General features: G+C 56.3%; 26 protein-coding genes. 16 read left to right on the top strand and 10 right to left on the bottom strand.

Annotated features, from left to right (window positions below; genetic code table 11):
- Window positions 1-41: 41 nt before the first annotated feature.
- Both P8935_RS07860 and P8935_RS07855 read right to left on the bottom strand, forming a co-directional pair.
- Entirely contained in the window at window positions 42-635 is a 594-nt protein-coding gene (locus tag P8935_RS07860; protein ID WP_348264436.1) for a nucleotide exchange factor GrpE, read from the bottom strand.
- A 145-nt stretch (window positions 636-780) separates the two neighbouring features.
- Complete coding sequence (locus tag P8935_RS07855) at window positions 781-1,896, bottom strand: heat-inducible transcription repressor HrcA (RefSeq protein WP_348264435.1); 1,116 nt, start codon at window positions 1,894-1,896, stop codon at window positions 781-783.
- 275 nt (window positions 1,897-2,171) lie between these two features.
- On the opposite strand from P8935_RS07855, the gene P8935_RS07850 reads away from it, so the two are divergent.
- The 3 genes from P8935_RS07850 to P8935_RS07840 are packed head-to-tail and all read left to right on the top strand — an operon-like array spanning window position 2,172 to window position 3,553.
- Window positions 2,172-2,720 (top strand): inorganic diphosphatase, encoded by a 549-nt coding sequence (locus P8935_RS07850; protein WP_348264434.1) that lies wholly within the window; start codon window positions 2,172-2,174, stop codon window positions 2,718-2,720.
- Between the two features lie 24 nt (window positions 2,721-2,744).
- Window positions 2,745-3,092 carry a DUF3147 family protein gene (locus P8935_RS07845; protein ID WP_348264433.1) on the top strand — a complete coding sequence of 116 codons (348 nt, stop codon included), beginning with the start codon at window positions 2,745-2,747 and terminating at the stop codon, window positions 3,090-3,092.
- Entirely contained in the window at window positions 3,089-3,553 is a 465-nt protein-coding gene (locus tag P8935_RS07840; protein WP_348264432.1) for a DUF3147 family protein, read from the top strand. The genes P8935_RS07845 and P8935_RS07840 overlap by 4 nt, the downstream gene beginning before the upstream one ends.
- On the opposite strand, the gene P8935_RS07835 is transcribed toward P8935_RS07840, so the two are convergent.
- Complete coding sequence (locus P8935_RS07835; RefSeq protein ID WP_348264431.1) at window positions 3,550-4,650, bottom strand: VWA domain-containing protein; 1,101 nt, start codon at window positions 4,648-4,650, stop codon at window positions 3,550-3,552. The genes P8935_RS07840 and P8935_RS07835 overlap by 4 nt on opposite strands.
- Window positions 4,651-4,660: 10 nt before the next feature.
- Complete coding sequence (locus P8935_RS07830) at window positions 4,661-5,815, bottom strand: VWA domain-containing protein (protein ID WP_348264430.1); 1,155 nt, start codon at window positions 5,813-5,815, stop codon at window positions 4,661-4,663.
- 233 nt (window positions 5,816-6,048) lie between these two features.
- Here P8935_RS07830 and P8935_RS07825 point away from each other — a divergent pair, with 233 nt between their 5' ends.
- The 4 genes from P8935_RS07825 to P8935_RS07810 all read left to right on the top strand — a co-directional run bounded on the left by P8935_RS07825 (window position 6,049) and on the right by P8935_RS07810 (window position 9,322).
- Entirely contained in the window at window positions 6,049-6,324 is a 276-nt protein-coding gene (locus P8935_RS07825; protein WP_348264429.1) for a DUF2164 domain-containing protein, read from the top strand.
- A gap of 119 nt (window positions 6,325-6,443) precedes the next feature.
- Window positions 6,444-7,505 carry a 3-deoxy-7-phosphoheptulonate synthase gene (locus tag P8935_RS07820; protein ID WP_348264428.1) on the top strand — a complete coding sequence of 354 codons (1,062 nt, stop codon included), beginning with the start codon at window positions 6,444-6,446 and terminating at the stop codon, window positions 7,503-7,505.
- Between the two features lie 221 nt (window positions 7,506-7,726).
- Window positions 7,727-8,464 carry a HAMP domain-containing sensor histidine kinase gene (locus tag P8935_RS07815; protein ID WP_348264427.1) on the top strand — a complete coding sequence of 246 codons (738 nt, stop codon included), beginning with the start codon at window positions 7,727-7,729 and terminating at the stop codon, window positions 8,462-8,464.
- 162 nt (window positions 8,465-8,626) lie between these two features.
- On the top strand, window positions 8,627-9,322 hold the full coding sequence (locus P8935_RS07810; RefSeq protein WP_348264426.1) for a Crp/Fnr family transcriptional regulator: 696 nt from the start codon (window positions 8,627-8,629) through the stop codon (window positions 9,320-9,322).
- Window positions 9,323-9,366: 44 nt separating this feature from the next.
- Here the strand turns inward: P8935_RS07810 and P8935_RS07805 are convergent, their stop codons facing one another.
- A complete protein-coding gene (locus P8935_RS07805) occupies window positions 9,367-10,392 on the bottom strand; it encodes a class I SAM-dependent methyltransferase (RefSeq protein WP_348264425.1) in 1,026 nt (341 codons plus the stop codon).
- A gap of 137 nt (window positions 10,393-10,529) precedes the next feature.
- Here P8935_RS07805 and P8935_RS07800 point away from each other — a divergent pair, with 137 nt between their 5' ends.
- Window positions 10,530-11,066, top strand: a complete 537-nt coding sequence (locus tag P8935_RS07800; RefSeq protein ID WP_348264424.1) for an AAA family ATPase — start codon at window positions 10,530-10,532, stop codon at window positions 11,064-11,066.
- A gap of 118 nt (window positions 11,067-11,184) precedes the next feature.
- Entirely contained in the window at window positions 11,185-11,598 is a 414-nt protein-coding gene (locus P8935_RS07795; RefSeq protein ID WP_348264423.1) for an ester cyclase, read from the top strand.
- Between the two features lie 43 nt (window positions 11,599-11,641).
- Here the strand turns inward: P8935_RS07795 and P8935_RS07790 are convergent, their stop codons facing one another.
- Window positions 11,642-12,613: a lysozyme inhibitor LprI family protein gene (locus tag P8935_RS07790; protein WP_348264422.1), complete on the bottom strand. Its 972-nt coding sequence runs from the start codon at window positions 12,611-12,613 to the stop codon at window positions 11,642-11,644.
- Window positions 12,614-12,750: 137 nt separating this feature from the next.
- On the opposite strand from P8935_RS07790, the gene P8935_RS07785 reads away from it, so the two are divergent.
- The 3 genes from P8935_RS07785 to P8935_RS07775 all read left to right on the top strand — a co-directional run bounded on the left by P8935_RS07785 (window position 12,751) and on the right by P8935_RS07775 (window position 17,985).
- Window positions 12,751-14,556 (top strand): VWA domain-containing protein, encoded by a 1,806-nt coding sequence (locus tag P8935_RS07785; RefSeq protein ID WP_348264421.1) that lies wholly within the window; start codon window positions 12,751-12,753, stop codon window positions 14,554-14,556.
- A gap of 84 nt (window positions 14,557-14,640) precedes the next feature.
- Window positions 14,641-15,882, top strand: coding sequence for a lipid-A-disaccharide synthase (lpxB, locus tag P8935_RS07780; protein WP_348264420.1), 1,242 nt, complete (start codon window positions 14,641-14,643; stop codon window positions 15,880-15,882).
- Between the two features lie 18 nt (window positions 15,883-15,900).
- Window positions 15,901-17,985: a M1 family aminopeptidase gene (locus P8935_RS07775; protein WP_348264419.1), complete on the top strand. Its 2,085-nt coding sequence runs from the start codon at window positions 15,901-15,903 to the stop codon at window positions 17,983-17,985.
- A 142-nt stretch (window positions 17,986-18,127) separates the two neighbouring features.
- Here the strand turns inward: P8935_RS07775 and P8935_RS07770 are convergent, their stop codons facing one another.
- Window positions 18,128-19,861 carry a hypothetical protein gene (locus P8935_RS07770; RefSeq protein WP_348264418.1) on the bottom strand — a complete coding sequence of 578 codons (1,734 nt, stop codon included), beginning with the start codon at window positions 19,859-19,861 and terminating at the stop codon, window positions 18,128-18,130.
- 364 nt (window positions 19,862-20,225) lie between these two features.
- On the opposite strand from P8935_RS07770, the gene P8935_RS07765 reads away from it, so the two are divergent.
- Complete coding sequence (locus tag P8935_RS07765; RefSeq protein ID WP_348264417.1) at window positions 20,226-20,462, top strand: hypothetical protein; 237 nt, start codon at window positions 20,226-20,228, stop codon at window positions 20,460-20,462.
- A 76-nt stretch (window positions 20,463-20,538) separates the two neighbouring features.
- Here the strand turns inward: P8935_RS07765 and P8935_RS07760 are convergent, their stop codons facing one another.
- On the bottom strand, window positions 20,539-21,063 hold the full coding sequence (locus P8935_RS07760) for a septal ring lytic transglycosylase RlpA family protein (protein ID WP_348264416.1): 525 nt from the start codon (window positions 21,061-21,063) through the stop codon (window positions 20,539-20,541).
- A 497-nt stretch (window positions 21,064-21,560) separates the two neighbouring features.
- On the opposite strand from P8935_RS07760, the gene P8935_RS07755 reads away from it, so the two are divergent.
- Together P8935_RS07755 and P8935_RS07750 are read left to right on the top strand one after the other, a co-directional pair.
- Complete coding sequence (locus P8935_RS07755) at window positions 21,561-21,956, top strand: hypothetical protein (RefSeq protein ID WP_348264415.1); 396 nt, start codon at window positions 21,561-21,563, stop codon at window positions 21,954-21,956.
- Window positions 21,957-22,070: 114 nt separating this feature from the next.
- Complete coding sequence (locus P8935_RS07750) at window positions 22,071-22,523, top strand: lysozyme (RefSeq protein ID WP_348264414.1); 453 nt, start codon at window positions 22,071-22,073, stop codon at window positions 22,521-22,523.
- A 130-nt stretch (window positions 22,524-22,653) separates the two neighbouring features.
- On the opposite strand, the gene P8935_RS07745 is transcribed toward P8935_RS07750, so the two are convergent.
- Window positions 22,654-22,917 (bottom strand): hypothetical protein, encoded by a 264-nt coding sequence (locus P8935_RS07745; protein WP_348264413.1) that lies wholly within the window; start codon window positions 22,915-22,917, stop codon window positions 22,654-22,656.
- A gap of 24 nt (window positions 22,918-22,941) precedes the next feature.
- Window positions 22,942-23,805 (bottom strand): hypothetical protein, encoded by an 864-nt coding sequence (locus tag P8935_RS07740; protein WP_348264412.1) that lies wholly within the window; start codon window positions 23,803-23,805, stop codon window positions 22,942-22,944.
- Between the two features lie 184 nt (window positions 23,806-23,989).
- On the opposite strand from P8935_RS07740, the gene P8935_RS07735 reads away from it, so the two are divergent.
- A complete protein-coding gene (locus tag P8935_RS07735; protein ID WP_348264411.1) occupies window positions 23,990-24,334 on the top strand; it encodes a phage holin family protein in 345 nt (114 codons plus the stop codon).
- Window positions 24,335-24,336 lie beyond the last annotated feature (2 nt).

Here is a 24,336-nt window from a genome sequence, read left to right as displayed (position 1 = left end):
TGCAGAATCACGTATAGCCAAAATCGATGTGCCAGTCAGTTTCACTCGTTTGTCTGTTTTGGGTTGGATACAACCCGCACCAGCGCCGGGCGCAACAACTTCTCTCGCAGCCGGTACCCGCGGCGAACCTCCTCGGCCACATGTTGATCGGGCAAGTCGTCGCGTTCCACCGAGCCCATGGCTTCGTGATGGCGGGGATCGAATTCTTCACCGACAGTCGCCACAGGCTGCACCTGCAGACCGCGCAAAATCTCCTCCATCTGCTTCACGATCAACCCCACGCCTGCGCGCAGTTGTTCCGGTGAACCTGTCGACTTCAACGCCAGTTCAAAATTGTCCAGCACCGGCAGGAATTGCTCCACAACCGATCCCAGCGCAAAGTCCTTGAAATCGGCTTTCTCTTTCTCCGACCGTTTGCGTGCGTTTTCAAACTCTGCCTGCAACCGTGCCAGACGATCAATCAGGGCGTCGCGTTCCTTCTTCAGTTGGTCATATTCGGCTTGTAGCTGATCGAACTCAGCCCGGCCTACCGGTGGCTCCTCGGCGCGAGGCTCCATTTCGGCCGATTGCCCTGCCTCGCCCGTTGCATCTTCCGCGTTCTCTACCGCCGTCAACTCTGCTTCCTTCTCTGGCATATTTCTTCGCATTCCCCATATGTTTCTAGTCTTAGTCAATGATAAATTCCTCAGCAACGCTGCCATCTCAACAGCAGGCATCTAGCGCAAAATTCTCTTGCTTGCGGACTTTCATCCGCGCACTCATCCTTGTCCGCTCCCGCTCTTACTGACTTGGAATCTCCAGTATGCGCTCTGAAAGCCTCGCCACATAGCGCACTGCCTGGATCATCTCCTGATATTGGATGCGCGTGGGCGCAATCACTGCCACTGTCCCCAGGCTGGTACCGCCCAATCGCGTGGATGACCCGATCAGCACCAAATCCTGCATTGCCGGGGACGCCTCATCGAGGCCTACAACCACGCGCACTTCCTGCTGACTGCCGTTGACATATGCCGTTAAAAGATCAACCAGACGCTGCTTGGCTTCCAAAGCCAGCAGCATTTGCTTCAACCGGTCGCGATCCACTTCCACCGCAATCAGGTTCGACATCCCTTCCACATAAAGCACCGAGTTGTCGCCACTCGTCGTCAGCGCGCCTTTGCGGCAGAGTTCTTCGACCGACGCCAGCAACTGGTTGTAAGCGGCTTGCTCCTCCTCGATCCGCCGTGCGATCTCGGTACGAATCCGATCGATCGGCCACGCATGAAACGTCTCGTTCAGGTAGCGCGCTGCCGTCTCCAGTTCAAGATGCGTGAACTCGCGGTCAAGAACCAAAACCCTGTCCAGCACTGCCCCAGCCCGAGTCACCACCACCGCAAGCACGCGTCCGGCCGAAAGCCTTGAAAAATGAATATGTTCCAGTACCTGCTCGGCTGTTCCGCTCGCCAGCGCCACTCCCAATCCGCTGGAAACCAGCGCCAGTACGTGCGAAGTCCGTTCCAGATACTCGTTTGAGCTCGTCACACCTGCAAAGCTCTCTTCGATCTGCCCCCGTCGTTCCTCACTCAGCGGGATGCCATTTTGCGGAAGCGTCGCAAAAGCAGCCCCTCCCAGTCCAATCCGCCCCATCGGGGCTTCGGGACGGGTAATCTGCTCTACGTAAAATCGGAACGCCGCTGCCGTAGGCACTCGGCCGGCAGAAGTATGCGCCTGTTCCAGCAACCCAGCATCTCCCAGAGACGCCATCACATTGCGGATCGTTGCTGAGCTAAGTCCCTCTTTATGTGCAAACTGGTCGGCTACTGCCTGGGATGCGACCGGCTCTCCCGTAGCAATATAGAGCTCGATAATCGCCGTAAGGACCAGTCGCTCCCGCGGACTCACGCGCGTCTCAGCCATTTGACAGCTACCTCATTGATCGGGCACGCCGCTTACAACGCTCGATTGCTAACCCCGTCCTATTCGGATAATCCTCCCCAAATCAGATGCTTAGCGCAGAAAACAGGTAGGAATCTCCTTTCTAATTTTAGAAATCGCACAGCAGCACTGTCAAGTTCCGGGAAAGGTTCGGAACTCATATCAGGCGCTCCCGGCGCTTAGGGCAACCGAATCAACCCCGTAGCTCTCTCAGCTTGAAGATGACAATTCGATTAAAGAGAGAGGAGTAATCAGTAATGGCAAAGAAAGCTGCGAGCAGTATGGCAAACCCCGTACTCCTCAAACCCGTAGACAAGCGTGACGGCATCATTCAGGTGATCATCGAGACCCCGAAAGGCAGTCGCAACAAATTCGCCTTCGATGCGAAGCAAAACATCTTCACGGTCAAGGCGGTTCTTCCCGCCGGCATGAGCTTCCCCTACGATTTCGGTTTCCTGCCCAGGACCATCGCTCCCGACGGCGATCCTATCGACGTTCTTCTGCTCATGGACGAGCCGGCATTTCCCGGCATCGCCGTCCGTGCCCGCCTGATCGGCATCATTGAGGGTGAGCAAACCGACGGAAAAAAGAAGCTTCGTAACGATCGCCTCATCGCCGTGGCAGAGATGAACCACGAGTACGCCTATCTCAAAAAGCTCGACGACCTGCCAAAGAAATTCCTCCGCGAACTTGAAGAGTTTTTCGTCAATTACCACCAGCTTCAAGGCAAAAAATACAAGCTCCTCGGCTGTAAAAAGGTCGACGCGGCCATGAGCATGATCAAGAAAGCACAGCGAGCCTCATGAGAGCTCGCTTGGACGCATACTCCAATGAGTGAACTTCTCGCACGGTTTCTGATTGGCGGCTTCATCGTCAGCTTTTTTTCTGTCCTCGGTGAAGTGTTCCGCCCGAAGAGCTTTGCGGGACTCTTCGGGGCAGCCCCCTCCATCGCGTTGGCCACCATTGGCATCACCATTGCCAGTCGCGGCAAAGCCTATGCCGCCGTAGAGGCGCGTTCCATGATCTTCGGCGCGATTGCTTTTCTGCTGTATGGCGCATCCGTGAGCTGGATGCTGATCCACTACAAACGTCGCGCACTTACGGCAACTGTCGTTCTAATGCCCGTGTGGTTTGCCGCTTCCTTCGCATTCTGGCTCGCGATCAGGCAGTTGCCATGATCATTCATGCCAGGCTCGCCGCGATCAAAGGCATCAAGCCCCATGAGTGGATCATCCGCTTCGTATTTGGCGGCGCTGTTTGCGTCGTTGCCGGCTTGATCGCACAGAAATTTGGCCCGGTGATCGGCGGTTTCTTCTTGGCCTTTCCAGCGATCTTCACTGCCAGCGCAAGTCTGGTAGAAGCTCACGAGAAACAGCATAAGGCTCGCGCCGGCTTTGATGGCAGCAATCGCGGCCGTATCGTAGCAGCCATCGACGCGCGTGGCGCGGCCATGGGCTGCATCGGCCTCGCCGGTTTTGCTTTCATCTTCTGGATCTGGATGCCCCGCACCGGCATGATCCAGACCTTCGTCCTCGCCACGCTTGTCTGGCTCACGCTCGCTGTCGGGGTTTGGCTTGTTTACAGGCGCCGGCTCTTTCGCCGCCTACAAGGCCGCAACTCCGCCACTCACACTCGCTAGTTGGCACCCAGCTCGTTGTAGTAACCGGTCACCGTGCGCACCTTGAGCCCCGGCTTGTTCACCACCACCGCGAGGTCGTGATACTCATCCGCTTTTGCGGCCGGCGGAGGCATGAAAGCGAGCGTGTAGTACTCGCCGATGTCGGCCACGCAGGCGTCAATCTGCCCTTTCACATCGTTGCTGGGGTCTAGCACGCGTCCACCCGTATGCAGTGCAAGCACCTGCAACGCCATGTCCCCAATCTCCATCTTGCGTACTTCTCGCACCGGTTTCAGGTAGCCCTGGTACAACGTGTTCGTCAATCCGGCTGTGGCAAACAGGCTGTACAGCGTGATGCGCGCGTCGCGAAGTTTATTCTGCAGCGCCGCAATCTGGCGAAAATAGGTTCCGCGCGAAACGTCGGTCTGGATGAAAAAGCGCTCGTTAAGAAGTGGCCAGCCCGACCCCGTCCAAATGACGACCTTCCGCCCCGGCTTGTGCGAAAGATTCTCGGCCATCCCGCTGATGGTCTGATAGGAAGTCTTGAATTGCTCATCCAGCGAATAGATTCCACCGGCCGCATCTCGCGCCCGCACTGTCCCGGTCGACTGATCCAGCATCGCCGCCAGCGCGTTCCCATCCCGCGATGGAGCAGGCTGCACGCGCAATCCCTCGCTGGTGAACATATAGATTGAGACCGGCTGCGCCAGGTGTCCATCGTTTTCGCGCAGGAATTTTTCCATCTCGAGCCGGAATCTCGTCGCCACCTGGTAGGGCATATTGACGGCATCGAGCACCAGAATGACCTCTACCGGGGGATCGAGTTTTGATCCCGCCGCGCCGTCCGTACGACGAAATCCGATGACCTTGCGCGGTTGATTCTCATCCAGAACCGAAAAATCGAATGGTTCTAGATCTGAGACCGGTTTCCCGGAACTGTCCGTCACCAGGACATCCAGAAAGATCGGCCGTTGTTTGGCAACCGTCGTTGAAGAAACATCCGAATGGCTGTCTGATTGCGCAAGGACGCAAGGCACAACAAACAGAAACAAGAAAAGTAAAACACCCCGCTTACGCATGGCCCGGTTCACCTTCATCGCAGATTGACGCTTTGCCAACCACTGTACCTCAATGCTCGGCTGGCTGGTTGTAATATCCGCTGCTTGTCCGCACCATGGTTTCGGGCTTATCCACCGTCACTCTCAGATCGTGATACTCATCCGCGTGAACAGCTGCCGGAGGATCAAATGAAATCCGGTAAAACGCATTCGCGTCCTCGATGCAGCGACTGATCTGTCCTGCTAAGTCGTTGTCTGGCCCGAGAATCTTGCCTCCCGTTTGAGTCACCAGGACCTTGAGCGCCATGTTTCCGAAATCCGCATCCCTGTAGGTCTTCACTGGGTTCAGGAAGCTCTTATAAAGAAGCGTGTTGGGGGTTGCTGCTGAGCTCGGCGCCACGCTGTAGGCCGTAATGCGCGCTTGTCGCAGAGCCGTAGAGAGCTCGACGATGTTGTCAAAATTCCGCCTCTGCTCTCTATCGGAATATCCGTCCGAAGGCCGATTCAATATCGGCCAGCCCGGCCCCACCCATATCAGAAGCTTCCTACCCGGCTTCCTGGCTTCATTCTGGGCAATATTGTCCATTGCTTTCGCGGACCGCTGGAAGCGCTCCACATAGCCATCTCCCCCCATCGCGGAATTGATCACGCTCACACTGCCTTTAATGCCGTCCACCACACTCGCAATCGCATTCCCGTCCGTTGATGGACGGGGTTGGAACCGGATGCCGGCATCCGTCAGCAAGACCAGCGTCAGCGGTTGTTTCAGCTTTCCCCCGTTCTGGCGAAGAAACTGGTCTACTTCTCCGCGTACAAACGCGACCTGCTGGAAAGGCAGATTCAACGTATCCATCACAAGAATCACTTCAACCGGAGGATCCGGCATCACGGTTACGCCATCGTATGCACGAAATGACAGCACCTTGCGCACCCGGTTGTTGTCGAAAACCTTGAAATCCCACGGCTGCAGTTCCAGCACTGGCTTTCCCGCTCCGTCATCGACCACAACGTCCAGCTTGATCTTTCCTTCCGCAATAATCGAGCTCGTCGCCTTCGGGGAAAGCCTATGCGTAAGTGCAGGATCATCGGTGTCTCGATGCTGAGGAGTGGCGGGGTTGCCCTGCGCTACCATTGCAACGCTGCATCCCGTTAGCAGCACAATCAGGCCGATCACAAGTCTTGCTATCGATGCCTGAACAACGACTGCCACATTATCTAAGCCCAAGGGTCTTCTCCCGACGACAAGCTGTTCAACAGCTTCGTTCCAAGTCTAAGACGGAAGGGCCGGGATGAAAGGCTGCACGCATTCTCGTCGGCGCCCGGAATACAACAGTTTCCCAGCATCGGAGGTAGATTCGTTCGAAAAATGATCGTTTGTCTTTAAGTCGCAACAGCGTCATCACGCTCCTCTTTGACCCGCAGTAATAGAATCTCCATTGACTGAAGGAGTCACTGCTGATGGTCACCCTCGAGCTCACTAAGCAGCAACGCACCGACGCCATTTCTTCCATGCAGCGCTACTTCGAAGAGAACCTCGAGCCCATTGGCGATATGCCCGCAGGCCTGCTGCTCAACTTCTTGATGGAAGAGGTGGGGCCGGCGATCTACAACCAGGCCATCGCCGATGCCCAAACCCGGATGACACAGCGCGTGGCCGATCTTAGTGGCGAACTCTTCGCAGACGAGTTCCAATACTGGCCGCGAGCCGACGCCAAGCGCAAATCCCGCCGCTAGCTACCAATGTCCGCACACTGAATCGGCCGGTCGATGCTGGTAATCTTGAATCAAAGATCATTCAGATGAATCCTGCCTGCGTCCCCGACGGCAGCAATCCAGCATCCTTAAAAGAGCCCATGAATCAAGGCATTGAAGACGTTCGCATCCAATGGACCAAGGTTGTCCTTCCGCCGGTCTTCCTCGAAGAGGAGCGCCCCACAAGCGAAGAGGCAATCGCCACCATCTTCAATGCTCGCCTCGCCGTCTCACGCATCCTCGCGCATCGCGATCCACGCCTGCTGGTTCTCGTTGGTCCTTGCTCCATTCACGACACCAAGGCTGCGCGTGAATATGCCACGCTCCTCAAGGCCGCCATAGCCGAATTCTCCTCCGACCTCGAAATCGTGATGCGCGTTTACTTTGAGAAGCCTCGCACCACCGTTGGCTGGAAGGGCCTGATCAACGATCCGCATCTCGACGGCTCCTACAAAATCAACGACGGCCTTCGATTAGCGCGTCACCTTCTGCTCGACCTCGCGGAAATGGGCGTGCCAGCGGGAACCGAATTCCTCGACATGATTTCGCCGCAGTACATCGCCGGTCTTGTTAGCTGGGGAGCCATCGGAGCGCGAACTACCGAGAGCCAGGTCCACCGTCAGTTAGTCTCCGGTGTCTCCTGCCCGGTGGGATTCAAAAACGCGACTTCCGGCGATATCCAAGTTGCAATCGACGCACTTCTCTCCGCGGCCAACTCGCACACTTTCCTCGGCCACACCAAATACGGGCAGTCGGCAATTTTCGTAACCACCGGCAATCGCGAAACCCACATCATCCTGCGCGGTGGTCGCAAGCTGGTGAACTACAACGCAGAGTCCGTTGCGCAGACCGCAGTTGCAATGCAGAATGCAGGCCTTCAGCCCCGCATCATGATCGACTGCAGCCACGCCAACAGCCACAAGGACCACGCCCGTCAGCCACTCGTCTGTCACGACGTTGCTGCGCAGGTCGCCGCCGGCAATTCCAACATCATCGGTGTCATGCTTGAAAGCAATCTGGTTGCAGGCGCTCAAAAGCTGGTGACCGGTCAGCCGCTGGTTTACGGCCAGAGCATCACCGACGGCTGCATAGACTGGGACCAGACATACCCGCTCCTGAAAGTCTTAGCCACAGCCTCCCAAACTCGCCGGTCCAAGCTTTAGCTAGGTCACTGATCTCCGCTACCCCAAACTATTTTTCGGCGAACCACCCTTTTCTAAACGACCGCATCGTACGTCTCATACCGGACATAGCGGGTTCAACGTTTCGACTGTTCGAAGCCGCCATGCCGAAGTTTAGAAACTGGCCCGAGGAGGATCTTCTCTCCACGTAAGCGATGCTCATCGATGGCATCCTCCCCAGTGTTCGACCAAAGGGGGGATTTATGGACCGGCCAGCCGACGACCGCAATCTCGAGCAAGAGATTCAGGATATTGTCCGCCAAAACCAGGAACTAGTCGTTGCTGGACAATTTGCAGCCACAGTCATGCACGAGATCAACGGCCCGCTCGAAGCCGTAACCAATCTCAACTATCTCATTCAACAGGAAGCAGATAACCCGTCCCAGGTTCGCCTCTACTGCGGCATGCTCGAGGAGCAGTTGCTTACCCTGACCAAGCTCTCGCGGCAGACCCTCAGTTTCTATCGATCCCCTGACACTCGCGAATCGGTCGTCCTTGCAACCCTGGCCGAGGCCGCTCTGCGCGTTCACCAGAAGAAAATATCGTCCAAGCGAATCGAGCTACGTAAACGGCTTAAGAATGACGTCACCGCTGAGGTGCACGCCGGCGACATCCTCCAGGTGTTCTCTAACCTCGTTGCTAATGCCATCGATGCCTTGCCTGACAAAGGAATTCTCTGCTTCAGCGTCAAGCAATGCGCCAACGAAGCACACGTCACGGTAGCCGATAATGGCCCCGGTATCGCAGCCGCCGTCCTTCCCAGAATCTTCGATCCATTCTTCACCACGAAGAAGGAGCGCGGAACCGGGCTCGGACTTGCTATCTCAAAATCCATCATCGAGAAGCATAAGGGCAGAATCAGAGGCCGCTCCACCACTCGCCCCTCGCACAACGGCACCGCCTTCCGCATCTCCATTCCGCTGTTGGCTAAAGCTGGTTAAATCTGCAATATCTGTACCTTATGTGCTTTATCGAACAGTATTGCGCTTGCTTTGGAGGCTATAGTTCAGCCTGCAGATAGCGCGATAGACCTCTTCGGTTGAAGACGCAACTCTTCTCGCCAATCCGGCGGAATCCCTTGCGACTGTCGCAAAGGACTCCCAATGACCGCCGAACTACCAAATCTGATCATTAATGCCCTTCCGGCTGCGCTAAAGTCGTCACTCCTCACGCGCCTCCAGCCAGTCGACTTACCAGTCGGAACGGTGCTCACCAGCCCCGGACAGACGCCCCCATTTGCGCACTTTATGACGTCCGGTATGGCTTCGGTCGTCACCTTTATGTCCGACGGAACCGGTGCGGAGGTCGGCGTAATCGGCCGGGAGGGTCTCGTCGAAGCAATCAATCTTCTCGGACCTGCCTCTGCCCCTACCACCGCCTTTATTCAGAGCGAAGCGACGGCCTTGCGCATGCCTTTTGCCGAATTGCAGCAGCTCTTCCTCGCGCCAGGACCGCTTTCCCAACGAATTCTTGAATGTGTTCAGAGCCAGGGCTTCATTCTCAGCCAACTCGCAGCCTGTCATGGTCTCCATGAAATCGAAGAACGCCTCGCCCGCTGGTTGTTAATGGTGCGGGACCGGCTTGAATCCGACCGCTTCGAATTGACTCAGGAATTTCTGGCTGAAATGCTCGGTGCACGACGCACAAGCGTGACGCTCGCGGCGGGTACGTTGCAGCGCAGCGGACTTATCAAGTACAGCCGCGGCCACATACACGTCATCGATAGCGAAGGCCTTGAAAGTGCCGCATGCGAATGCTACCCCATCGTCCGCAATCTGGTTTCACGCCTCTACTCATAAAAAAGCGCAACCATATGGCTGCGCTTTTCGGTTAGATCTACTGCCTAAGCGTTCCCCATCACAATCGTGTGCGGACTCATCGGAATCGGGTGACCCTTCACGCCTGTGAATCCCGCCTCGTCATACATGGAGTTCAGCTCGCTGAACGTATACGCATCTCCTGAAGCCGTCGTCGTCAGCATCGTCATCGCGAAAGCAGCAGGCATCGGCGGCGATACGCGATCTTCATTCGGTACAAACTCCAGCGTTGCTGCACGTCCTCCCGGCTTCAGCGACGACCGCACTTTCTTCAACAGTCCTACGCAGGTTGGCTTGTCGAAGTGATGCAGAAAGTTCGTCAGCAAGACTGCATCGTATGGACCGCCAAAATCCACTTCGAACGCGCTTCCCGGCAGCATGTTGTAGCGATCCTGAACGCCCGCCTTTTCCGCGTTCTTCAGCGCCACACGCAACACAGGGGCCCAGTCCAGACCGGTCACACGGGCCTCCTTGTTCTGCTTTGCGATTTCGATTCCAAACAGTCCATGGCCAGCGGCGATATCCAGCACGTGCATCGGTCCTGCATGTCCTTCCAGCACCACCGCGCCCAGAGGTCCCGCCATCGGTCCCATCATCGGCGCCATCTTCTCTGCAAACTCGACCCATAGCGGATTATCCGGTTCAACCGTCCCCTCTCCGGGCAGATGCGTCCGCCCCGCACGCACAACGTCCGCCAACCCCGTTAACCCGGTGATCAGCTCAGGTCGGGCCATGAAGTGTGCCACGCTAGCCATGCAGGCCGGCGACGCCGGATCCAGAAACGCCGCGCTCGAGGGCGTGTGTTTGTAGCAGTTCCCTTCCTTCGCGAGCACACCGTTGATTACCAGGAAATCGCACAGAATCCGTGTCCCGCGTTCCGATGCCTGCGCGTGCTTCGCAATCGATGCCACATCGCCGGGTCCGTGCCCCACCGCTCTGAATATGTCCAGATCGATCGCAGCCTTCAGCGCAGCGGTCTTTTGCACCGCTTGCACCATGTCGAATACTAGCCCCGGATTCAAAGGGGCTTGTCCAGATTGTCCGTTTTGCATCTCCGACCTCCGATAATTTACCTGACTTATGGGAAGTCAATCGAGACGGGGAACGGCTTGCTATCCCGGGCAGGCTCGCCGAGTTTAACACTTGAAATGTCTGGCAAGATAGGTTTTTGAAGATGGAGTAGTTGACCATGAAAAGATTCATCCTCACCGGCGCGCCCGGCTCTGGAAAGACGGCAATCATCCGTCAATTGGAGCTGGATGGTTTCAGCGTCGTCGAAGAAGCGGCTACCGACATCATCGCGGCGGCGCAAGCCCGCGGAACCGCGCAACCATGGACGCATCTCTCCTTCATCGATCAGATTGCCGGACTGCAGAGAGATCGTCAGATCCGAGCCTCGTATCAACAAGACGAGATTCAATTCCATGATCGTTGCGCGGTCTGTACCGCGGCGCTGGCACTTTACCTCGGTTTTCCTATTTCGTCTTTTCTTGCCGGCGAATTGGAGCGCATCAAGCGGGAATCGATCTATCAACCACAGGTGTTCTTCATTCGCAATCTTGGTTTCATCACACCTACTGAAGCACGGCGCATCAGCTTCGAAGAGACTCTGCGCTTCGAGAAGATTCACGAGGAGACCTATAGAAAATTCGGCTTCGATCTGGTTGAGATCGGACCGGCAAATCTGGCGGAGAGGGTCAGCATCATCAAAGCAACGACTGGTTGACCGGAATGAATTCTCGACAGGATTGCCCTCGTTCGACGAGAGAAAAGTCATCAGCATTTTGCCTGTGCAGTCCACCGCCCCAATTGCTATGCTTGCGTCTCACTGGAGGTGATTCCCCGTGTCCGAAGCCAACAGGCAACTCACCAAACGCTGGTACGACGAGGTCTGGAACCAGAGAAACAGCGCGACCATAGACGAAATGTTTGCCTCAAGTGGCAAATCGCATGGTTTCCCCGAACCCGACTCTGTGCTCATCGGCCCCGGTCACTTCAAAACGCTTCATGCAACGTTCTGCGGTGCTTTTCCCGATCTCCACTTCGTGCTCGATGACATTATTTGCGAAGGCAACCGAGTCGCCGTGCGATGGACCACCACCATGACGCATCTCGGCGACAATCTAGGGTTTCCAGCAAGCCGAAAGAAAGCCTCCTTGTCCGGCTCGTCTTTCCTGATCTTCGAAAACGGCGTGATCATTGAGGGATGGAATTTCATGGAGATGAATGGCCTGCTCGAGAGCCTCAAGCAAAACTAGACACATGCACGCTCGAGATAATCGACCCCAAGTTGCTCGCTCATTAGCGGCTTGCCTGCGCCGGATGAGGCCTCGGCAATCTCGGTCCAAGAATGATGCGCGTCCGTTCCCGAGTCATCCGTATACGGCAGCCAAGTCCGTTAGGCCCGGCACAGGTGCTGTCGCGCATCGCTAGCCATGCCGCCTGTTGCGGATCGAGCATCCACGCGGTTGCATTTGCGGCGTTGTACGTTTCCTTCATAAAGTATGCAGCGTCCATATCTGCATTCACTGCATCGAGATTTGCCTGCATACAGTCGCGTTCAGGGGGTGCCGGCGTTCCCGCCGGATGCGAGCAATAGTCCTCGTCGTGTTCCAGCACGTACTTCTTCCCGTTGTCAGGAATGAAGTAGCGCGGCGTGATCGCGGGAACTCCGGCAACTGCTGACCATTGATTCAAGTCCTCAATAAAGGCCTCCGGCAGTTCGCTTAGCGTCAAAGCAGTCTGGTTCAGTTGCCGCGAAAACACCGTCAGTGTCGGCGTCGGCTCGCCATTCGTGGGAGTGAAATAAAACCCTCCCAGCGCAATTCCCGTTTGCACATCGAACCATAAGAATCCCCGCCCGCGTAGATACGGTCCCTGCATTCCCATCACGGTCACGTAGCGGTTGTCCCGCATATTCACCGGGAGGGGCGACCCGTTCAGCGCTTCATCCAATGCGTCTGTCAGCGGCATGTCGCGCCCATAGTGATATTCGGTGCGCGGAATCATCGCTTTCTTCAACGCGCGAAACTGCTTATCCTTCGTCAATTCTTTCGTTGTGCGCCCCGCATACCCGCTCAGAAAAGCCAGATCCCCCGCTGGAATCGGATTCTGAAGAGCTGGTAGTTGTTGAACAGCCTGTGGCGCGGGCGTCTGACTCAGGACTGCCAGAGGGAAAATAGTAGCCAGCGCAAGTAAGTAGCCAGAACCATTTGACCGAGAGGAGACCAGAGCAATCCCCATCATCCACCTCACGGATTCAATGTACGACATCCTCTTTTGCGAACCAATAAATTTTGAAGTGAATTGACGACTCGCTGGGCACCCGTTATCTCATCGGAACCGCACTTTTCGGTTGCCGAGTCTGCCGCCCTCAGTCATTCTGTTGCAGATCCTGGAAGGTGCAAACGATGAGAAGGCCTTCTGCTCGTTTGGTTCTATTCTTCGCTGTCTTCAAAATCGCTACGGCTCAAAGCAGCATTCCCGGGCCATCGCTGTCGGGCCTCTCGACTGCGCCGCCTCAAACAGAGACCACGCCGGTCCTTCGAACCACGACGAATCTCGTTCTGATCGACGTCGTCGTTCGCGACAAAAAGACCGGAAAGTCCATCGACGGCCTCGATCGTTCGAACTTCCAGTTACTCGAAGATGGACGGCCACAGACTCTGACAGTATTCGAGGAACATCATGCATCCGACGCAATTCAGGCAAGCCCTGTGCCGCATCTCCCTCCTCACGTGTACGGAGATTTTCCCCGCTACGCGATTCGGAGTGCCGCCAACGTTCTGCTGATCGATGCGCTGAACACGGGAATCTCGGATCAGTCGTATGCACGTGAGCAGTTGGTTCGCTATCTGCGCACAATTCCACCCGGAACATATGTAGCAGTATTTTTGATTGGATCCGATTTGCGAATGGTTACCGGGTTCACCACCGATTTGAATGCACTTCTCGCAGCGCTCGGCAAAGTCAGATCGGCGGGAGGATCGACGGCGCCGGGTGGCTCGGCAGATGAACCAGCCTCCGCCGAACCAGATTTGGACACCGGATCATCGCAGGAAATGGCCCAGGCGATGCGAGATTTCTCTCAGGACACGAGGAGCCTTTCGCTGCAATTGCGTCAGGACATCACGGTAGCCGCTCTCAAAAAGCTCGCACGCTTTCTCGCCACCGTTCCGGGCCGAAAAAACCTCATTTGGATGTCAGCGGGCTTCCCTGTTCCTCTCGGCGACCCGGGTGGGGGAAACTTCGCTGGTGATTTTTTTCTGCGGGTCCGCGAAGTGAATGAAATGATGGCTCGTGCACGCGTGGCGATCTATCCAGTTGACGCACGCGGTTTGATGACCCTACCCAATACGAATCCAGCGAACGGTCCAACGGGAGGCGAGTCCCTCTCCCTACGAGGCTCCACCACCGGGGCCGTCCCAACCGCCAATCCGATTCCATCATCATGGGCGAGCCAGCACATGACCATGGAGAGGATGGCTGACGAGACTGGCGGCAGAGCTTTCTACAACACAAACGCAATCGGGCAATCCGCCGTTTCCGCCATCGCCGATGGATCAACCTACTACACCGTGGGCTATGATCCCACCAATCACAAATTCAATGGAGCCTTTCGCAAGATCAAGGTCTCGCTGGATGACAAGCAGTACGAGCTTTCCTACCGTCGCGGGTACGACGCCGTTGATCCATCCGGATCCGGCAAAGAGAAGACTCAACTCCTGAGCCCGATGTCCGCGGCGATGCTCCATGGAGGGCTGCCGCTCTCCGAGATAATCTTCGAGGCGCGCGTGCTGCCCGCCGGGGATCCCCAGTTGGCAGGCCAACAACTAAGCACCGAGCCGGCAGGAAAACCCGACAAACCTCTCAAAGCGCCGCCAACCCGCTATGTCATCGACTACTCAATTGATCCCCATCGTCTCAGCCTGACCACGCTAACGGATGGACGCCGACGGGTCGAACTTGAACTTGCCCAGTCCGTCCTTAATCGCGATGGCGCTCGCGTGAATCAAAGCGATGCCGGGATGGAAGTGGATCTCACGCCGGAGCAGCTCTCGCATGACTTAAAGGCTGGAATTCACATGCGCCAGGAGATCGACGTGCCGGCAGAAAATGTGGTCCTGCGGCTGGGTGTTCGTGACGTCGCCACCGAGCGCATTGGCACAATAGAAATTCCGCTCCGCGTTAGCGACGGGTCAAGTTCCAAAAACTGAAAGGCCTATATCAGCAGAGCGAGCCTTTGATCATCCTCATCCCCAACCCTTTATCATGATCCCAGCGCGGGACGAGGCGCACGTATGTCCGATCCCACCATTTTCATCTCAGCGGGCGAAGCCAGCGGCGAGCACTACGGCGCCATGCTCATTGATGAGCTACGCAACCAGCTGGCTTCACATCGCCTTAGCGCTAATTTTGTCGGAATGGGCGGCCAACGCATGGTGGAGGCAGGGCTCGACCAGGTCGTCCGCTCTGAGGATATGGCAGTCATGGGCATCACGGAAGTCGTTCGCCATCTTCCTCGTATTTATCGCGAGTACCGGAAACTCAAGGCTGCCATTCGTACCCATCACCCTGATGTCGCCATCCTCATCGATTTTCCCGATATTCATTTCAAGCTCGCCCAGGAATTTCATCGCCTCGGCATCCCGGTCATTTTCTTCGTCAGCCCGCAGCTCTGGGCCTGGAAGAAGCAGCGCATCAAGCTGGTGCAAAAGTACGTTAACAAGATGCTTGTGATCTTCCCGTTTGAGGAGCCTTTCTATCGCGAAAATGGCGTTACCGCCGAATTTGTGGGTCATCCGCTCGCTGACCTTCCGCCTCCAGAAATCTCCCGTGAGCAGTTTGCCCGCGAGAGCGGATTGAATCCCTTGCGTTCCTGGATCGGCCTGCTGCCCGGCAGCCGTGCCAAGGAAATCAGCGACAACCTGCCCCAGATGCTCGCCGCCGCTCGTATCCTCACGCTGCGCGGACCGCGCGCCGCCGGGTCGCGCAAAGAATTTGAATTCATCATCCCACTCGCACCCACGCTGAACACCTCCCAGCGCAAAATGCTCGCAGGACTCGTAAAACATCACGGAGACGGCCTGCCCGTCCGCCTCGTCGAAGACGCCCGAGCCGCCCTTTTGCATGCGCGCGCCTCCATCGTGGCCAGCGGAACGGCAACCGTAGAAGCGGCCCTGATCGGCAACCCTTTTGTAGTGGTATACCGCGTTTCTCCTCTCACCTATGAAGTTGCCCGGCACATTGTCAAAGTCCCCTTCGTGGCCATGGCTAACCTGATTGCCGGCAAAATGGTAGTCCCTGAGCTGATCCAGAGCGCCTTTACGGCCGCCAACATAGTTCGCCAAATCGAGCCTTTGCTACCCGATGGGCCTCTTCGTCAGTCCATGATGAAGGAGCTGGCCCACATAAAAGGACTGCTCACGCCCCGCTCATCCGGCTTCGGGGATGAACTCGAAACTGCCATCAGCCGGGTGGCCGCCATCACCATCAGGCAGATCGGCACAACCGCGCAAGTCTCGGATTTTGTGCAATCTTGAGTGCGGAAGGTGGCGCAGATGACATCTAAAGTTTTGTTGGGATTAGGAAAGAACATGCGTCTAATAGTGAAAATGACGAAACTGAACTCGTTTGTCCGCAGGGTCTGTGCAGCCTGCGATTTTCGGCCGCTGGCTGCAATCACCGCTTTGGTTGTCGGTCTTTTTCCGGCGCTTCCCGTTGCCGCCCAACGGCCCGAACGCCCCACGCTGGATATCTCCGCCTACGTCATCGACGCCGAAATCGACACCACCACGCATCACCTTAAGGCCAAGGCGACCGTCACCTTAACTGCGCCCGAGAACTCCGAGATGGTCAGCTTCGGCTTCCATCCAGCCTTGAAAGTCATCAAAATCACCGATGACGCCGGCAAGGTTCTCACCGGCGAGCGCTCCGCCGACGGTACTATCCGCGTCACACCATCGGCTCCCATCGTCTCTGGCCATCCTTCTCACTGGACATTCGAATATGACGGCGTCATCACCGGATCAGAAGACGGTCCCGTCGAAGGACTGAAGCTCGCAGCCATCCAGGAGCCGATCACCTATCTGCTCTACCCAGCGCGCTGGTTCCCAACCACCGGCCTGATGACCGATCGGTTCACTGCTGAAATTCACTTCCGCGTTCCACAGGGGATGAGGGTCATCTCCAGTGGTGCTCAGGGCGGTCCACACGCGGTTACGTTGGCGGACGGCAAGCCCGGCGACCAGTTCGATTTCAATTGGAACAAGCCCGGCTTTCCCGGAACCATAATTGCTGGTCGTTTTGTTGGCCCGATCTCCGGTGGTGCCGGCAATGTAAAGGTTTATCTCACCGTGGCCCACCAGGCGGCCGGACCGCAATTGGCCCAGACCGCCGCCAAGGAATTTGATTTCTTCACCGACACCTTTGGCGGACTCGAGTCCAGCCACCTCAACGTCGTCGAACTGCCCGACGACACTCTCCCCGCAGCCTGGGGACCGGAACTCGCAGCCATCATGGGATCGCGGACCGGCGACAAGTCGGGAATCCGACTCCTCGCCAATACCATCGCCCACCAGTGGTGGGGCTCGGAAGTCAGCCCCAAGACCATGAGTGACGCCTGGATCACCAACGGTATGTCGCGATACGGCGAACTGATGTACGTGGAGGAGGAGAACGGCAAAAGCGCACTGAAAGCTGCGCTCCAGGACGTCTCAGCCGGCGCGCTCGCCTATGACACCATTCCGCTTTCCAGTTCCGGCCGGCTCAATCCGTTCTCGCCTGAATTCCAGTCGATGACGCTTGAGAAGGGCGCCATGATCTTCCACATGCTGCGCTGGGAGATCGGAGACAAGGCCTTCCTCGAAACCCTCAAGGGAACGCTCAGTCAATTCGCTGACAAGCCGCTCCGCGCCGCAGATCTCGAGAAGGTCGCGGAAGCTCAAAGCCAGGAACAGCTCACGCCCTTCTTCAGCCAATGGGTCGACGGAACTGGCGCACCGACTTTCACTAACAAGTACTCCGTGTACCGTCTCGGCAATGGCAAGGGATTCCGTACCATCGGGCAGATCAATCAGGATCTCGACCTCTTCCGGATGCCGGTAGATCTGCGTGTTGAAACCGACGGAAAAACCGTGGACGAAAAGAAGGACGTAGTTGGAACTGACACGCAGTACGTCGTCGATACCTTTGGGCGCCCTCGCCACATCACCATCGATCCTGGCGATTGGGTGCTAAAGTCCTCGCCAGACCTCCAGGTGCGCATCGCCATCCTCAAAGGCCAGCAACTCGTCGCCCAGAACGATCTGACCGGCGCCCTCGCTGAATATCAGAAGGCCCTCGAAGCCAATTCGCAAAGCTCTCTGGCCGACTATCGCATTGGTGAGGTCCTCTTCACCCAGCGCAACTTCCAAGCCTCGGTCAACTACTACCGCGACTCTCTGCGCGGAGATGGTGAGCCTCGCTGGACTGAGTGTTGGAGCCACATCGCGCTAGGCAAGATCTTTGACATCACCGGCCAGCGCGATCGCGCCGTCAACGAATATCGCCTGGCAGTCCAAACCAACGACAATACGCAGGGCTGCGTCAACGAGGGCCGCCAATGGCTCTCCAAGCCCTACAAGCAACCAGACACGGACCAGTAAGCCACTCCCGCCTGAGCCGTGTCGTGCCAGTTCGAGATGGCACCCTTCTCCGACGCACCAAACATTACGAGAGCCAACGCAATGCGCTGGCTCTCTCGACTCATTCCGCTATTCAAACTGCTAGGGCTGGTGGCACCAGCGATCACTGGAACTTAACTTCATACACGTAGGTTCCGAAATCCGTGTAGTAGTTGAGTGCGCTGATCCCTCCCGGGATGTATTCCGTTGCCAGCCAAAGCGAATTTCCGTCTGCGACTCCCCATGAGTAGTCACCCCAGCGCGCAACTCCCCCGCCTCCAAACTGCGGATAACCGGAAAAATCATCCTGTGGCGCGACACCTTCGGCAACAATGCTCACTGACGATGCGTGAGACGGGTTCACCTTTGCGTATGCGGCACTCGGATAGAAGGAAGGTCCGGTTACCGTAAACGCAATAGCCGCAGTTCCATCTTCTGTCACTCCGGTTCCGGGATAGATCACCGAATTTCCCTTGATCGAAATGTAGCTCTGACCCTGAACCTTCCCCGAAACCAGTCCCCCGCTGACGCTCGGCTTCACATCGAAATAAGCGATCCCGACATTCGTGTTGGTTCCGTCTGAGATCACCGTGTTCAATGCCCCCCAAAGGTGTCCACTGGCAAACACCACGTTCTGCATCCGGTCATCGCCGCTGCTGATCAATTCTTCGGGATCACCGAGTGCCTGGCCCAACGGATAGGGTCCCGACTTCTGCGTAGCCGGTCCCGGCTGTCCATACACCTCGCTTCGAATCACATCGTTGGAAAGACTCACATTGGGAGTTGCCGAAGACAAAGAGCTTGTGTTCGTCAACGCCCACACCGCGATCCGGTTATCCAGCGTCCCATAGAAGTCCAGCGCACTCAGAAAATACTCGACTCCGGAACCGCTCTCTCCGCTCAGATCTGGAGAACTGGCCGGCTGCACGGAGTACGAATACCCCTCGGCAAGCGATAAATCACCGATATGAACCAGTGACGAAGCGGTTCCCGCCTCCAGCGCGGACTTCGAGATCGCATAAATTTCGGCGCCATTGAAAACTGGGGCAGCGAGTCCGAATTCGTTGGTGGTCAGGTAAACGCCATATGCATCGGCGCCAAGCGTTGGCTGATCGCCAAAGCACGGATCCGAGCTGTTGCATCCCGGATTAGCGGGGGTGCCGTTGAGCCCGTCGTCGGTGCTGTCAATAACGTAGATATAGAACGCCCCCCGCGGGTCGCTGGTCTGACTCACCGCGAGAAGCAGGTAACTGCGTCCCGTTGCACTGTCAAACGGATCCGTCATCGAAACGAACCAGCGCTGTGTAGACGCATCGTAGTAGCACCGGGGATCGCTGAGAGAATTCGAGTTTGGATCGAACCCAAAGAAGCTATATACCGATTCGGGAACCGTAAGCCGGGCTCCCGATGTGCTGTATACCGCCATCGACAAATTAATCACTTCCATTGCAAACCCGTGGCCGGCACACAATCCCTGGTCGGGTGGACTGACGACAAACCCGTTAGTGTTCGCCGTATCAACAGTGGTCAGGCCTTTGAAAGCTACACTCGTCGCGCCGGTCATAACTGAGTTCGGCTGCGGAACAGGAACGGAAAGAACTGCCGCCGCTTCCGTTGCCACTGCATCTGCGTGGACCGCCGAGTTCCTTCGTGCAGTAACAAGGTCGGCATCCGGCATTTCCGCGAGAAGTGAGACCGTGTTGTATGTGGTGTGCGATCCGCTGCCGATCGTGGACACGCGCGCCATCGTTGTCTTGCTCAGTGTCACTTTGCCTATTGAGGATTGGGCTCCGGCACATGGGACTATTCCCGTGACCAACAGCACCACTGATACAAAACGAACCTCCGAAAAACGCATGAAGATCTCCTTCGCTGAGATGAGACTTGCTGGGGACAAAACGTCCGCGCGTAACCTCGAATCCCTGGTCTGGCAGCCTGATTTTCGGTCTTCGTTGGGGAAGGGAGATGAGCTTGATGAGCTTGCGACGAACGATGCTGAAGATTATCCTCGCCCCGATTCGCTGTCAAGCAAAACACAGCTAGCCACAAAAAACGGAGCATTCGCGGCATCTCTCGATAATTTGTTGCCCGGCTTGATTCGCGCTTCTGAGTTTTACTTTGCCAACCCCAGTCCCCGTCCTCAACGATGAGGACGCTTGAGTTGAAAACTAGGATCGGCGCCTTCAGGTCCTTATCCATTCCTGGCGTCGTTATAATTTCGCATGCGCATCTCGCAAGTGGGGATCGGGACAGCCGGACTGGCTTCAGCTTGCGCTCTCTGCTTCGTCGCAGCAGACATCGGCGGCGTGGGTCCTTGCGGAGGGAACGGGCTGATTTTTCTTCTGGCGGGTATGGCCTTGGGTCTGGCAACCTGCGTGTCGCTTCTCGTTCTGGTAGGTATGGTGGGGTTCAGGACGTTCCAATCGGGGCGCGATCGAACTCCGATCAAGCCCGCCTAACATTTCATAAGGGTGCGTAGAAATGGAAAGGGCCAGCGCAATGCGCTGACCCCAGTTTTTCGAATCCTGTTCGCCTCTAGTCGCTGGTCCCAGAATGCCCCAGTGCGAGCACCTCGATCGAAACCCGTGCCAGACCGGATTGTGTCATGTGGAGTTTCTCCGCTGCGCCATAAGAAAGATCGATGATGCGTCCATTACCGCTCCCTAGATCGCCGCGGTCTGTGATGCGCACAATCACCGACTTCCGGTTCCGCAGGTTCACCACCCTCACCACGCTGCCAAAGGGCAGAGTTGGATGGCACGCCGTCATCGCGTTCATGTCGAATGTCTCGCCGCTTGCAGTCTTCCGTCCATTGAAGACCGAACCGTACCACGACGCAATTCCGCGGTAGATTTTGCCGTGAGTTTTCAAAGCTGGTTGCGGGGTGGCGCTCAGTGCTGGTGTCGCCGTTGCGGCCACCGGCTGAGGTGCTGCCATTGGCCTTTGCAGCCGAGCATCCGCCTGCACTGTTCGGGTGGAAATGGTTCCCAGAACCCCGGCCAGTGCCACGCAGGAAGTCCCCACAAGCAGCCAGAACGGCAGCGGCTTTTTGGGGTTCATGTTGGTTGCTTTTGGTCGAATAAGCATCCTCTGATTTTACCAGCCTTACGGCCAGTATCCTCCAATAAATTCAATCAGATGCGGGCAAAAATCCCTTGACATTTACTCAGGTTGTGGTACGCCTTGTAAGCCCCTGAATCAACGCGTCTTGGGCGGCGCAATAATCGCCATGCAGCTCGCCTTTTCTGCCCCTTTTGACTCCCCTACAGTAGAAGCGACCTAAGCCTTCATCCAGGGCCCGGAAACGTACGCAGATCCCTGAAGTCGCAAAGACTAACACAGCAAAGTTGCAGTGGGATAGTAACCTTCGTCCAACTACAACCGTCTCCTCTGAGAAAGAAGTCGCAAGAGGAGGAATCTCATTGAAAGTCAGAGGTTTAGTACTCCGCACATCGGCTGCGGTTTTGTGTTTGTCTGCCGTCTTGGCAGCCTCACAGGGTCATTACGACCAGAACAGTCCGGTCCCTCCAGCGGTCACCGCCGCGAAAAGGATTTTTGTGTCCAACGCAGGAGCCGATAGCGGATTGTTTCCTCAACCCTTCAGCGGCGACCCTGATCGTGGATATACCCAGTTCTTTGCCGCTTTGAAATCGACCGGCCAGTTCGATCTGGTGTCCGATCCATCAGGCGCGGATCTGGTGCTGGAACTCCAGCTCATCGCACCCAACGGTCCATCCAGCGGGAATAAGCAGAACGGCGCCTCTGACCCGGTCCCTATGTTTCGCCTCAGGATCTACGACCGAAAGACCCACTACATTCTCTGGACGCTGACCGAGTCAATAGAAGTTGCCCTCAAGCAGAAGACCCACGACCGCAACTTCGACCAGGCTCTGCAAAATATCCTCATTGATTTTCAGCGAGTTACAGGAAAATTGCCGACAGAGACACATTAGTCGCTACGATTTGCAGGTTAATTCAGAGATATTGTTAGCCTTTGAAAAGTGGACCGCCGACCGCATTCCGACGCGGATGGCGGTCTTTCTCATTGGAAGGAAGAAGCTATGCACTTGAGTTGCTCTGGACTTGAACTACTGAAGAAATCGGAAGGCTTTCGCGGCAGCGTCTATGCGGACGTAGCGGGATTTAGAACAATTGGATTCGGACACCGTCTGTCGGCGGGTGAGACCTATCCCGATAGCATTAGCCTCGCCCAGGGCGAAGCAATTCTAAGCCGCGATATTGCGATCGCAGAAGCCGCCGTCTGCAGGCTGGTGAAACGCCCACTCACGCAAGGTCAATTCGATGCCTTGGTCGACTTCGTTTTCAACCTCGGCGCAGGCCGCCTCGCCTCGTCCACTCTTCTGTCCTATCTCAACTCCGGGAAATATGACGACGCGGCCTGGCAGTTGCTCGCCTGGGATCACGCGGGATCCAAGGAAATTGCCAGCCTGAAGTCGCGACGAGAAGCTGAATTTCACCTTTGGAATCCGCAGTGCACCATCCACGGCGTCGCTGCTTAACCTCAAAAGGCCCGTAAGTCATTGCCTCAGAGCAATTTGCGGATAACCTCAGATGCAAGAGTAATTTACGGCGGGCATCTTTCTGTAACTCTTTTAAGATGAATATTTTATGCAAGAACTACGGGGGCTATCAACGAAGCTCGATAATCTCCACGTGATCTTCGGCTCTCAGGTAGCCCTTGCGCCGAAACCAATCCTCCATTGCCTGCTGCAGGCGGTCCAACGGTACGCGATGCCCTGCCTCCAGAATGCCGTCCGCCCGGGGAAGGGTGTCGTCAAAGATCGCGTCATTGGTGAAGTTGCGCATCGCGAAGTTGTCGATCCAGTGCAGCGGGCAGGCGTGGCGATTGCCCTCTGCGTCGATGCGCTGTATCGATAGCTTGCGTATAAACATTCTTTCAATCTATCGCAGCGAGACTCAGGGCTTTTGAGCCGGCGCAGTCTTTGCCTCTTTCGGCTGCTGCTGTGCTTCAACCTTAAAGCGTTGGTAATCGTAATCGCGCTCGCGAAAGTGCTGCCGCAGGTTTTTGAATAGCAGAAGGCGCGCCTGCACTGTACCCTCGCCGCCTGTAGGCAGCCAGATTTCGCCATTTACCTTCGCTTGATCGAAACGAAAGCTTGAGCCTTTCTGAACGGTTGCCAGTATCCCGCCCACCATCCGAAAGTTGTCGATGAACCTCACTTCAAGGTGCGCCACCTGGCGATCTGCCTCATCGATCCAGACGGTCCCTTGCAGTTTTTTTGACGCATCTTCCGCGAATCCGTGCGTCTTCGCGTCTCGGCGACCAACAAAATCGAAAACTATGGTGGGATCGTTTCGGTAGAGTTCCCGGCGCTCGTTGCTCACATCCATGATTTCCAGAACCCGACTGATGCTGATGCTGGGGCCATCAAGTGGCTGTCCGCGGGGAGTCTTCTCCGCCCTCTCCACCAATTTTGTGACGCGCTCTGTTTCCTTCTCCTGGTCGTGTTCATCGAGCGTCTTATCGTTTGCTTTGACCTTGCGTTCAATTATGTGTCCGTTGACAAAAAAGTCTTCGAATTCTGAAGACTCAGTCTTCTTCACCTGTCCATTGCTATCGATGTCTTGGACTACCTGGTAGGAGGTGTATGTGTAGTTTTCGCGGATTTGATCGAGTTGCCTCTGATGCTCCTGAACTTCGCGCATCAGCTGACGAATGTCCGGAAGCGGCGCCTGAGCCGGCTGCTGACCGACCGCCACGAGAAACGCAACCGAAAGAAACGTTCCGCCAAGTAGAAAGGAATGATTACGTTTGTACATGAAATGAATTGACCGTTCGTACCCGATGCGCTCGAACGTGGACCGTAACTTCGCAGGATTGCTTAGCTAGAATCGTCGCACAAATCTATCGTGCATGCCGTTTTCCCGCGATATGATGCATACCAACACAGTAACGCTCCTGTATCCGAAATACCGACGGCAACCTCGGGGAGAACAGCGCAAGATGTTTCGAGCAATCATCCACTGGGTGTTAAGCGCGATTGCGCTCATGGTAGCTACAAACGTTGTTCCGGGATTCTACGTCAACGACATCCAGTCAGCCCTGGTAGCGGCTCTTGTCATCGGGGTCCTGAATGCAACACTCGGATTCATTCTGAAAGTCATCACGTTCCCCTTCGCCATCGTGACCTTTGGAGTGTTCCTGCTCGTCATCAATGCCGCGATGATTTTGCTGGCCTCAAAGATCGTGAGTGGCTTTGTAGTGTATGGATGGATTCCGGCCTTCTGGGCCGCGTTGATCCTGGCGCTGCTCGGCATGCTGATCCGCGCATTGATGTCAGATCAATAGAC

Source organism: Telmatobacter sp. DSM 110680 (assembly GCF_039994875.1).
Classification (GTDB): Bacteria; Acidobacteriota; Terriglobia; order Terriglobales; family Acidobacteriaceae; genus Telmatobacter.
The sequence above is the reverse complement of the archived record's forward strand: the minus strand, read 5'-3'. Positions and strand labels throughout refer to the sequence as shown.

Coding starts and splice junctions, on each gene's coding strand:
- P8935_RS07860 (WP_348264436.1), bottom strand. CDS start 635: ATGCCAGAGAAGGAAGCAGAGTTGACGGCGGTAGAGAACGCGGAAGAT.
- P8935_RS07855 (WP_348264435.1), bottom strand. CDS start 1,896: ATGGCTGAGACGCGCGTGAGTCCGCGGGAGCGACTGGTCCTTACGGCG.
- P8935_RS07850 (WP_348264434.1), top strand. CDS start 2,172: ATGGCAAAGAAAGCTGCGAGCAGTATGGCAAACCCCGTACTCCTCAAA.
- P8935_RS07845 (WP_348264433.1), top strand. CDS start 2,745: ATGAGTGAACTTCTCGCACGGTTTCTGATTGGCGGCTTCATCGTCAGC.
- P8935_RS07840 (WP_348264432.1), top strand. CDS start 3,089: ATGATCATTCATGCCAGGCTCGCCGCGATCAAAGGCATCAAGCCCCAT.
- P8935_RS07825 (WP_348264429.1), top strand. CDS start 6,049: ATGGTCACCCTCGAGCTCACTAAGCAGCAACGCACCGACGCCATTTCT.
- P8935_RS07820 (WP_348264428.1), top strand. CDS start 6,444: ATGAATCAAGGCATTGAAGACGTTCGCATCCAATGGACCAAGGTTGTC.
- P8935_RS07815 (WP_348264427.1), top strand. CDS start 7,727: ATGGACCGGCCAGCCGACGACCGCAATCTCGAGCAAGAGATTCAGGAT.
- P8935_RS07810 (WP_348264426.1), top strand. CDS start 8,627: ATGACCGCCGAACTACCAAATCTGATCATTAATGCCCTTCCGGCTGCG.
- P8935_RS07805 (WP_348264425.1), bottom strand. CDS start 10,392: ATGCAAAACGGACAATCTGGACAAGCCCCTTTGAATCCGGGGCTAGTA.
- P8935_RS07800 (WP_348264424.1), top strand. CDS start 10,530: ATGAAAAGATTCATCCTCACCGGCGCGCCCGGCTCTGGAAAGACGGCA.
- P8935_RS07790 (WP_348264422.1), bottom strand. CDS start 12,613: ATGTCGTACATTGAATCCGTGAGGTGGATGATGGGGATTGCTCTGGTC.
- P8935_RS07785 (WP_348264421.1), top strand. CDS start 12,751: ATGAGAAGGCCTTCTGCTCGTTTGGTTCTATTCTTCGCTGTCTTCAAA.
- lpxB (WP_348264420.1), top strand. CDS start 14,641: ATGTCCGATCCCACCATTTTCATCTCAGCGGGCGAAGCCAGCGGCGAG.
- P8935_RS07775 (WP_348264419.1), top strand. CDS start 15,901: ATGACATCTAAAGTTTTGTTGGGATTAGGAAAGAACATGCGTCTAATA.
- P8935_RS07770 (WP_348264418.1), bottom strand. CDS start 19,861: ATGCGTTTTTCGGAGGTTCGTTTTGTATCAGTGGTGCTGTTGGTCACG.
- P8935_RS07765 (WP_348264417.1), top strand. CDS start 20,226: ATGCGCATCTCGCAAGTGGGGATCGGGACAGCCGGACTGGCTTCAGCT.
- P8935_RS07760 (WP_348264416.1), bottom strand. CDS start 21,063: ATGAACCCCAAAAAGCCGCTGCCGTTCTGGCTGCTTGTGGGGACTTCC.
- P8935_RS07745 (WP_348264413.1), bottom strand. CDS start 22,917: ATGTTTATACGCAAGCTATCGATACAGCGCATCGACGCAGAGGGCAAT.
- P8935_RS07740 (WP_348264412.1), bottom strand. CDS start 23,805: ATGTACAAACGTAATCATTCCTTTCTACTTGGCGGAACGTTTCTTTCG.
- P8935_RS07735 (WP_348264411.1), top strand. CDS start 23,990: ATGTTTCGAGCAATCATCCACTGGGTGTTAAGCGCGATTGCGCTCATG.